Below are 585 nucleotides of genomic sequence, written 5' to 3' on the forward strand. Positions count from 1 at the left end.
CGCTGCGGGTCACGATGTCCACCGTGTTCCACGTCAGACGCGGGTCGTGAATGATTTTCGCCCCCGGCTGCTTCTGCAGGAACGCTTCCGCCAGCAGGCCGACAATGTAGTACCCCTCGATAAACGATGCCTCGTCATCGAACAGGAAGCAGCGGTCGAAGTCGCCGTCAAAGGCGATACCCATGTCCGCCTGATGCGCACGCACCGCGTCGGCGGTGTCCTGTCGGCACTCCGGCAGCAGCGGGTTCGGGATACCGTTCGGGAAATGGCCGTCCGGCTGGTGATGCACCTTGATAAAGGTCACCGGCGCCCCGGCCGCCACGAAGCGTTTCTCCACCTCATCAATCACGTGCCCCGCCGCCCCGTTGCCGGAGTTCACCACCAGCTTCAGCGGACGGGTGAAGTTCGCCAGGTCCACGTAGCCCATCAGGTGGTCAACGTACTCCTTCAGCACCGATATCTGGCGCAGGGTCCCGCGACGCGCCGGGTCCACCGGCGGGAACTGGTTCTCCTCCGCCAGGCGCTGGATATCCCGCAGGCCGGTGTCGCCGCTGATGGGCTTCGCGTTCTCGCGCACCAGCTTCA

General features: G+C 64.8%; 1 pseudogene. It reads right to left on the minus strand.

What is annotated here, in order from left to right:
* Window positions 1-585 (minus strand): annotated as a pseudogene (rfbK, locus tag CW267_RS29875) (O9 family phosphomannomutase RfbK); the annotation flags it as partial.

It is taken from the genome of Klebsiella sp. X1-16S-Nf21 (genome assembly GCF_002837615.1).
In the GTDB taxonomy this organism is placed as follows: domain Bacteria; phylum Pseudomonadota; class Gammaproteobacteria; order Enterobacterales; family Enterobacteriaceae; genus Klebsiella; species Klebsiella variicola.